Below are 7,781 nucleotides of genomic sequence, written 5' to 3'. Positions count from 1 at the left end.
ACTACATTTCGCCTTGTACCCGTGTTTTGTGGGCAACCGGGGGGGGGCGCCCCGCCCCCCCCCCGGGCCGTGGCCCCGCGCGTCGCGGGGGCCACGGCCGTCGCTGTCTCTACGGCTTCACGAAGATGGTGTCCGGCTGGACGATCCACTGCTGCGGGTCGATCTCGGCGCCGCCCACCTTGGAACCGTGGAGCGTGGTGGCGATCCGGTTCTCCGCGACGACCAGCGGGGTGATCGTCTCCTGGATCTTCTTGTCCAGCGCCATCCACGCGGTGTTGGCCGCGTTGATGTCCGTCGTGGCGGTGATCTTGTCCATTTCCTCGGTGAGCGCCGGGTCCTTCAGGTGCGAGTAGTTCGGCGCGCCGTCGGCGATGGGACCGAAGATGACCGGCAGCACCGTGGAGCCGGACGGCCAGTCGGCGCCCCAGCCACCCCAGTACATGTCGAACTCGTTCTTCACCTTGCCGATCGAGTCGTAGTAGGTCTTGCGGTCGAGCGGCTTGGCCACGACGTTGATGCCGGCCTTGGCCAGGGCGCTCTTGATCGCGACGGTGACCTGCTCCTGGACCGGCGTCTGGTTGTAGGCGTAGACGATGGTCGGAGTGGGGGTGCTCGACTGGGCCAGCAGCTCCTTGGCCTTCTCGACGTCGCCGTCGGGCTTGGCCTTCTTGTTGAACAGGTCGTAGGCCTCGTAGCCGACCGTGGTGTTCTCGTTGAGGATCGTGGTCGGCAGCGCCGCGGCGGCGGGGCCGCCCAGGACCTGCTGGATCTGCTTGGACGGCCAGGCGTAGTTGATGGCCTGGCGGACCTTGATGTCCTTCAACCGGTCAAGGTTGAAGTAGTAGTAGTTGCCGTACGGCGAGGGGCTGTTCATCCGGCGCGAGGCCAGGTTGGGGTCGCTCAGCACCTGCTGCAGACGCTCGGGCGGGGCCGAGGCGTAGAAGGTGAACGCGGTCTGGTCGGCGCCAGAGTCCGCCATGAGGCGGTCGGTCACCTGCAGGGCCTCGAAGCCGAACTCCAGGTGCCACTTGTCGGGGTAGGCGCCGCGGATCGGGTCGGTCGCCGGGTCCCAGTTGGGGTTGCGCTCCAGGTCCATGCTCTTGTCGACCACGTGCGACTTGATGATGTACGGGCCGCTGGAGACAGGAGTCTTGTCGTACTGCTCCTTGGTGTCCTTCGCCTTCGGCACGATCGCGTAGCCGCCCATGGCGAAGGCGTAGCTCGCGTCGGCGTGCGGCGACTTGAACTTGTAGATGATCGTCTTGTCGTCCGGCGTCTCGATCGCGTCGAGTTCCTTGCCGTCGTAGGGGCCCTGGTAGGCCTTCTTGTGGTCGACCTCGGTCAGCCACTGCTGGATGTAGGTGGGGCCCTGGGTGATGAACGGAGCGAAGGTCCGCTCCATGCTCCACTTGACGTCCGCGGAGGTGATCGGCGTGCCGTCCTCCCACTTCACGCCGTCCTTCAGCGTGAACTTCCAGGTCTTGCCGCCGTCGGAGGGGGTGCCCGTGTCGGTGGCCAGGTCGCCGACCAGCTTGAACTCGCCCTTGGCGACCCGCTTGTAGCCGGTCAGGGTGCGGGAGATGAGCCGGCCGAAGTTCGCCTCGGTGTTGACGTAGATCTGGGCCGGGTCGAGGTGGGAGAAGTCGTCACGGTCGATCATCGTGACGGTGCCGCCCTTGACGACGCCCTCCGGCGGGATCGCGGGACCCTTGGCGTCCTCGGCGGTGCCGACGGTGATGGTGGCCGGCTTGTAGGGCTCGACGACCGGGGCCGCCGCCGAACCGCTCGCGCCGTTGCCGGAGGTGGCGGGCGCACCCTGGTTGCCCTCGGCGCAGGCACTGGTGACTGCCAGCACGCCGATGGCCAGGACGGCCACTGCTGACCGCTTTCGGACTGTCATCTTTCTCCTATCTGGTCCAGCGCTTGAGCATGGGGATCTAGCGCTTGAGCTTGGGGTCGAAGGCGTCGCGGATGGAGTCCCCGAGCAGGTTGAAGGCGATCACGAAGACCACGAGGGCGACGCCGGGGAAGATCAGGTAGGTGATGTCGTTCTGGTAGACCTGGGTGCCGCGCAGGAACATGCGGCCCCAGTCGGGGATCGGCTCGATCATTCCGACGCCCAGGTAGGACAGGGCGGCCTCGGAGGTCACCAGGGCGGGCAGCAGGAGTGTCGACTGGATCAGGATCGGCGTCCACAGGTTGGGCAGCAGTTCCTTGAACACGATCCGCGCCGGGGAGGCGCCGGTGACCCGGGCCGCCTCGACGAACTCGCGTTCGCGGAGCGTGAGGACCTGGCCGCGCAGCAGGCGGGCCAGCCCGGCCCAGCCGAACAGCGTCAGCACGATCATGAGCGTCACGGCGCGCAGCCAGACCGGTGTCTCCTCGTTGGACCGGACAAGGAGGTTCTCCACGACGGGCATGAACGCGATGATGAACAGCACCGACGGGAACGACAGGACCGTGTCGATCACCCGGCCGATGACGTAGTCCGTCTTGCCGCCCGCGTATCCGGCCACGATGCCCACCACGATGCCGATCAGCGTGGTGAGGATGGTCGAGACGAGGGCGATCAGCAGGGAGGTCCGGATTCCGTAGACGAGTTGCGTGAACACGTCACGGCCCAGGCCGGGCTCGATGCCGAACCAGAACTGCGAGCTCATGCCGCCGTTGGGCTGGATCGGGTAGCCGAAGTCGTTGAGCAGGCCCTGGGTGTCCTGGCCGTACAGGGTGTAGGGGTCTTTTCCGTACACCCAGGAGATCACTGGCGCGAGTATCGCGACCAGGATGAAGAAGATCACTACCAGCGCGGAGGCGACACCGGTCCGGTCGCGGCGGAAGCGCAGCCACATCAACTGCCCTGGTGAGCGGCCCACCGTTTCCGGTGCCTTCACCACGGGCGCCTCATCGGCGGTGGTCGCGGCTGGTGCAGGGATGGTCATCGTGCGGGAGCCCCCAACGAGCATGACTGAGCGGGATCTGGGGGAACCATCGCAAAACAGTCAGGGCTAAATCAATGGCCTGGCTGTTACTTGTTTTTTTGTTGTGCAATATAGATCAGGTTGTAGCTGCAATTCCATTGACCCAGGTGGGGGGTGGGATGAAAGAATGAGATTCCCCACCGTCTGATATTCACGGATTTGTGACATAGCTATGACATGACCATGACGGTCTGTCCGGCCGTCCTGTCACCTGTCGCGCCGCCTGTGATACGTGTGGGCCCGCGCGGGTGGGGTAATTACCCCCTTACGGGGGAGGTGTCACATGGATCACGGGCTGTTCGGGCCCGGCTCGGTGACGTGGCGGGTGATGGGGGAGCCGATCCTGCTGGTCGGCGGTTTCCGGGCGCTGCTGATGCAGGGGCTCCATCCCCGGGCGATGCGGGGCGTCGCCCAGAACTCGGCCCTCGTGGACCAGGCCGAGGCCTGGTCGCGTTTCCTTCGTACCACCGAGTTCGTCCGCGTGCGCACCTACGGCACGAGCGCCGAGGTCGCCGAGGCCGGGGCCCGGGTCAGGGGGATCCACGCGCGGCTCACCGCCTTCGACCCCGACACGGGGGAGCGTTACCGTCTCGACGACCCCGACGCGCTGCGCTGGGTCCACGTCGCAGAGGTCGACTCCTACCTGTCGGTCGCCCGCCGGGCCGGGGTGCGCCTGAGCGAGGAGGAGGCCGACCGGTTCGTGGCCGAGTGGCGGCGGGCGGCCGAGGTCGTCGGCCTGCGCGCGGACGACGTGCCGGGCTCCGTCGCCGAGATGCGCGACTACATCCAGGCCCGCCGCCCCGGCCTCTACTACGTCCCCGAGGCGTCCCACCCGCTCCGCCAGTCGCTCGGCACGCCGCTGCCGGCCTACCTGCTTCCGCTCAGGCCGGTCCTGCCCATGATCACCGTGCTGGCCATGGCCACCCTCCCGCGCTGGGCGCGCAGGCTGTACGGGCTGCCCGGCACCCCGGTCGGCGACCTGTGGGCGACCGCCGCGCTGAGGACCCTGCAGACCGGGATCACTCTGGTCCCCGCCCCGGTCAGGTACGGCCCCGACGCCCGCAGGGCGCGACGGGCCGCGGCCGGTCGCGCCGCGTGACCTGACCAAGCGTTTGCTCGTTCCACTCAGTGGAGGGATGTCTCGTCCCATTTGCCGGACGTGGCACACTGATATGGAGAGCAGCGTGCTCCGGGGTCGGTGAAAGTCCGAACCGGCGGTTACAGTCCGCGACCCGGTCGAAGCCATCGACTGGTTGACCTGGTGAAACTCCAGGACCGACGGTTAAAGTCCGGATGGGAGGAAGCGCGCGGGCGGAGAGTGTCCAACGACACCCTCCGCCGATCGGGTGTACACACCTGTTATCCCCCCGGGGCCGCCGTGGCAGACAGCCGTCGGCGAGGAGGAGACCCCGGATGACCGATCGGGCGCGCACGCGTCAGACGATCGATCCCCCCGCGCATGGTCGCGGTCGTTTCGATCCCGCCCTTCGTGTTCCGGCGGGCCGGGTCCGCACCGGATCCGGCCTTCCCGCCGCCTACGGCCACGGCGTCCCGAACCTTCGCCCCTCCACCGCGTACGGCCACGCCGTGCCCCCTTCCGGCCCCCTTCCGGCCGCTCCGCTCTTCCCACCGCCCGGCGCGGCCGTGATCCCAGTGATCCCAGTGATCCCCGTGATCCCCGCGATGCCGGGGATCCCCGGTGATCACTGGGATCCCGGCCGGTCGCCGGAACCCACCGCCTGGAGTTCGAGGATGTCACCCCCGCCGGCCCTGCCCCGCGTCGTGACCGCCCGGCCGGCACACCCCGCGAAGGAGCTGTGAATGTTCACCGGAATCGTTGAGGAACTGGGCGAGATCGTCGCGATCGAGCCGCTGCGGGACGCGGCCCGGATGTCGATCCGCGGCGAGACCGTCACCGGTGACGCCGGGCACGGCGACTCCATCGCCGTCAACGGCGTCTGCCTGACCGTGGTCGAGGTCGGCGCGGGGGTGTTCACCGCGGACGTGATGAAGGAGACCCTGGACCGCAGCTGCCTGGGGGCGTTGCGCCCCGGCTCCCCGGTCAACCTGGAACGCGCGGTCCGTGCCGACCAGCGCCTCGGCGGCCACATCGTGCAGGGCCACGTCGACGGCACCGGAGTCCTGCTGTCGCGGGAGCCCGGCGAGCACTGGGAGGTCGTGCGGATCTCGCTCCCGGCCGAGCTGAACCGCTACGTGGTCGAGAAGGGCTCGATCGCCGTCGACGGCATCAGCCTGACCGTGGTCGGCGTGGACGACGAGGGCTTCTCCGTCAGCCTGATCCCCACCACCCTGCGGCTGACCACCCTCGGCGCCAAGCAGCCGGGCGATCCGGTGAACCTCGAGGTCGACGTGATCGCCAAGCACGTGGAGAAGCTCGTCGGCGCCTACGCACCCGGAGGCGGGCGGTGAACTGGGTCCAGGAGGGATTCCAGCTTCTCGGGGTCAAGGTCCTGTGGACCGACCTGGTGGGCAACCTGGCCGCGCTGGCCACCGTGCTGTTCGCGATCCGCAAGTCGATCTGGACCTGGCCGGTGCAGCTCACCGCCGCGACGCTGCTGTTCGTCACCTCCCTGGGCGCGCACCTCACCGGCAACGCGCTCAAGCAGGCCCTGTTCGGGGTGCTGGCCGTCTACGGCTGGTGGCGCTGGACGCGCGGCACCCGGGACGGCGGGGTGCTGGCCGTACGCCCGGCGACCGGGAACGAACGGCTCGTCATGGCCTTGGCCATGGCGGCGGGCACCGTCGTGATCGGCGTGCTGTTCTACGTCACCCGGCTCTCCTGGGGCGCGTTCGTCCCGCCGCCCCAGGGCTACCTCCTGGTCGCGGCGGACGCCTACATCTTCGTCGGCAGCGCGGTCGCCACCTGGGCGCAGGGCCGGGCGCTCGTCGACTTCTGGATCATCTGGGTGGCCGTCGACCTGGTCGGCGTGCCGCTCGCCTTCAGCTCGGGGCTCGTCGTCTCGGGGACCGTGTACGGGGTCTTCTTCGTCCTCGTCCTGATCGGATTCTTCAACTGGCTCAAGGAGTACCGGTCCAGGACCGTGCTCGTCCCCAAGGAGGCTGTGTGACCACGCTGGACCCGATCGAACGGGCGATCGCCGACATCCGTGAGGGCAGGCCCGTCGTGGTCGTGGACGACGAGAACCGCGAGAACGAGGGCGACATCATCTTCGCCGCCGCCAAGGCGACGCCGCAGCTGCTGGCCTTCACCATCCGGCACACCAGCGGGGTGATCTGCGTGTCGATGCCCGGCGAGGACCTCGACCGGCTCGGCCTGCCGCTGATGGTGCACGACAACAAGGAACGTCTCCGCACCGCCTACACGATCAGCGTGGACGCCCGCGACGAGGTGACCACCGGCATCTCGGCCGCCGACCGGGCCAAGACCATCCGCACCCTGTGCGACTCGGCGACCGAGCCCTTCGAGCTGGTACGGCCGGGCCACGTCTTCCCGCTCCGCTACCGCGAGGGCGGCGTGCTGGTCCGGCGCGGCCACACCGAGGCGGCCGTCGACCTGGCCAGGCTCGCCGGGCTGCGCCCCGCCGGCGCGCTCGCCGAGGTCGTCAACGACGACGGGACCATGAAGCGGCTGCCGGAGCTGCGCGAGTTCTGCGACGAGCACGACCTGGCGCTGGTCTCGATCGAGCAGCTGGTGGAGTTCCGCAGGCGCACCGAGCGGATGGTGACCCGGGTCGCGCAGACGCGCCTGCCCAACAGGTACGGCATGTGGCGCGCCTACGGCTACGCCAGCGCCCTGGACGGCGGCGAGCACCTCGCCCTGGTCTACGGCGATCTGGAGGACGGGGAGAACGTCCTGGTCCGGGCGCACTCCGAATGCCTGACCGGCGACGTGCTGGGATCCCTGAGATGCGACTGCGGGGTGCAGCTCGACCGCGCGATGTCGGAGATCGCGGCCGAGGGGCGCGGCGTGGTGGTCTACCTGCGCGGGCACGAGGGACGCGGCATCGGGCTGCTGGCCAAGCTCCGGGCGTACGGCCTGCAGGACAACGGCAGCGACACCGTGGACGCCAACCTGGAGCTCGGGCTGCCGGTCGACGCCAGGGAGTTCTCCAACGCCGGCCAGATCCTCGCCGACCTGGGCGTGAAGTCGGTCCGGCTGCTGACCAACAACCCGGCCAAGATGCGGGGCATGGACGGCTACGGTGTCAAGGTGCTCGGCCGCGAGCCGATGCCGGCGGCGATGAACCCCTACAACGAGAAGTACCTGACGGCCAAGCGCGACCGCCTGGGCCACGACATCCACGAGGAGAGCGCATGAGCGGGACCGGACGACCGCAGGCGGCGACCGTCGAGGCGAGGGGCCTGACCGTCGGCGTCGTGGCCGCCCGCTGGCACGAGAAGATCACCGATCAGCTCGTGACGAGGGCGGTCCAGGCCGGCCAGGACTGCGGGGCCGCCGTCACCGTGGTCCGCGTGGCCGGATCCCTGGAGATCCCGGTCGTGGTCCAGGCCCTGGCCCGGCGGTGCGACGCCGTCGTCGCCCTGGGGGCCGTGATCCGCGGCGAGACCGCGCACTTCGACTACGTCTGCGACTCGGTGACCTCGGGACTCACCCGCATCTCGCTCGACGAGGAGACACCGGTGGGCAACGGGGTGCTGACGTGCGACTCCCTCGACCAGGCCCTCGACCGCTCCGGGCTGCCCGGCAGCCACGAGGACAAGGGCTACGAGGCGACGGTCGCCGCCCTGGAGACCGCGCTGCTGCTGAGGGATCTGCGCGGGGGCCGCGTCTGACCCCCGGGCCGCGCGCCGCCCACCGGC

General features: G+C 69.1%; 7 protein-coding genes and 1 riboswitch. Of the genes, 5 read left to right on the top strand and 2 right to left on the bottom strand.

Translation table 11 applies throughout. The annotated features are described in order from the left end of the window. Positions 1-109: 109 nt before the first annotated feature. Positions 110-1,900, bottom strand: coding sequence for an ABC transporter substrate-binding protein (locus AB0N02_RS14450; protein ID WP_363945885.1), 1,791 nt, complete (start codon positions 1,898-1,900; stop codon positions 110-112). A 37-nt stretch (positions 1,901-1,937) separates the two neighbouring features. After that, positions 1,938-2,891 carry an ABC transporter permease gene (locus AB0N02_RS14445; RefSeq protein ID WP_363945884.1) on the bottom strand — a complete coding sequence of 318 codons (954 nt, stop codon included), beginning with the start codon at positions 2,889-2,891 and terminating at the stop codon, positions 1,938-1,940. 370 nt (positions 2,892-3,261) lie between these two features. Here AB0N02_RS14445 and AB0N02_RS14440 point away from each other — a divergent pair, with 370 nt between their 5' ends. The 5 genes from AB0N02_RS14440 to ribH all read left to right on the top strand — a co-directional run bounded on the left by AB0N02_RS14440 (position 3,262) and on the right by ribH (position 7,754). Beyond that, positions 3,262-4,077 (top strand): oxygenase MpaB family protein, encoded by an 816-nt coding sequence (locus AB0N02_RS14440; protein WP_363945882.1) that lies wholly within the window; start codon positions 3,262-3,264, stop codon positions 4,075-4,077. 81 nt (positions 4,078-4,158) lie between these two features. Next, positions 4,159-4,289: riboswitch (FMN riboswitch) on the top strand. A gap of 510 nt (positions 4,290-4,799) precedes the next feature. After that, entirely contained in the window at positions 4,800-5,408 is a 609-nt protein-coding gene (locus AB0N02_RS14435; RefSeq protein ID WP_363945881.1) for a riboflavin synthase, read from the top strand. Next, complete coding sequence (locus AB0N02_RS14430) at positions 5,405-6,067, top strand: nicotinamide mononucleotide transporter family protein (RefSeq protein ID WP_363945879.1); 663 nt, start codon at positions 5,405-5,407, stop codon at positions 6,065-6,067. Before AB0N02_RS14435 ends, AB0N02_RS14430 begins: the two co-directional genes overlap by 4 nt. Then, on the top strand, positions 6,064-7,278 hold the full coding sequence (locus AB0N02_RS14425) for a bifunctional 3,4-dihydroxy-2-butanone-4-phosphate synthase/GTP cyclohydrolase II (protein WP_363945877.1): 1,215 nt from the start codon (positions 6,064-6,066) through the stop codon (positions 7,276-7,278). Before AB0N02_RS14430 ends, AB0N02_RS14425 begins: the two co-directional genes overlap by 4 nt. Further along, positions 7,275-7,754 (top strand): 6,7-dimethyl-8-ribityllumazine synthase, encoded by a 480-nt coding sequence (ribH, locus tag AB0N02_RS14420; protein ID WP_363945876.1) that lies wholly within the window; start codon positions 7,275-7,277, stop codon positions 7,752-7,754. The genes AB0N02_RS14425 and ribH overlap by 4 nt, the downstream gene beginning before the upstream one ends. The last annotated feature ends 27 nt before the right edge of the window (positions 7,755-7,781 follow it).

This window comes from Streptosporangium sp. NPDC051022, from assembly GCF_040683035.1.
Lineage (GTDB): Bacteria > Actinomycetota > Actinomycetes > Streptosporangiales > Streptosporangiaceae > Streptosporangium.
This window is presented reverse-complemented; position numbering and strand designations above follow the sequence as displayed.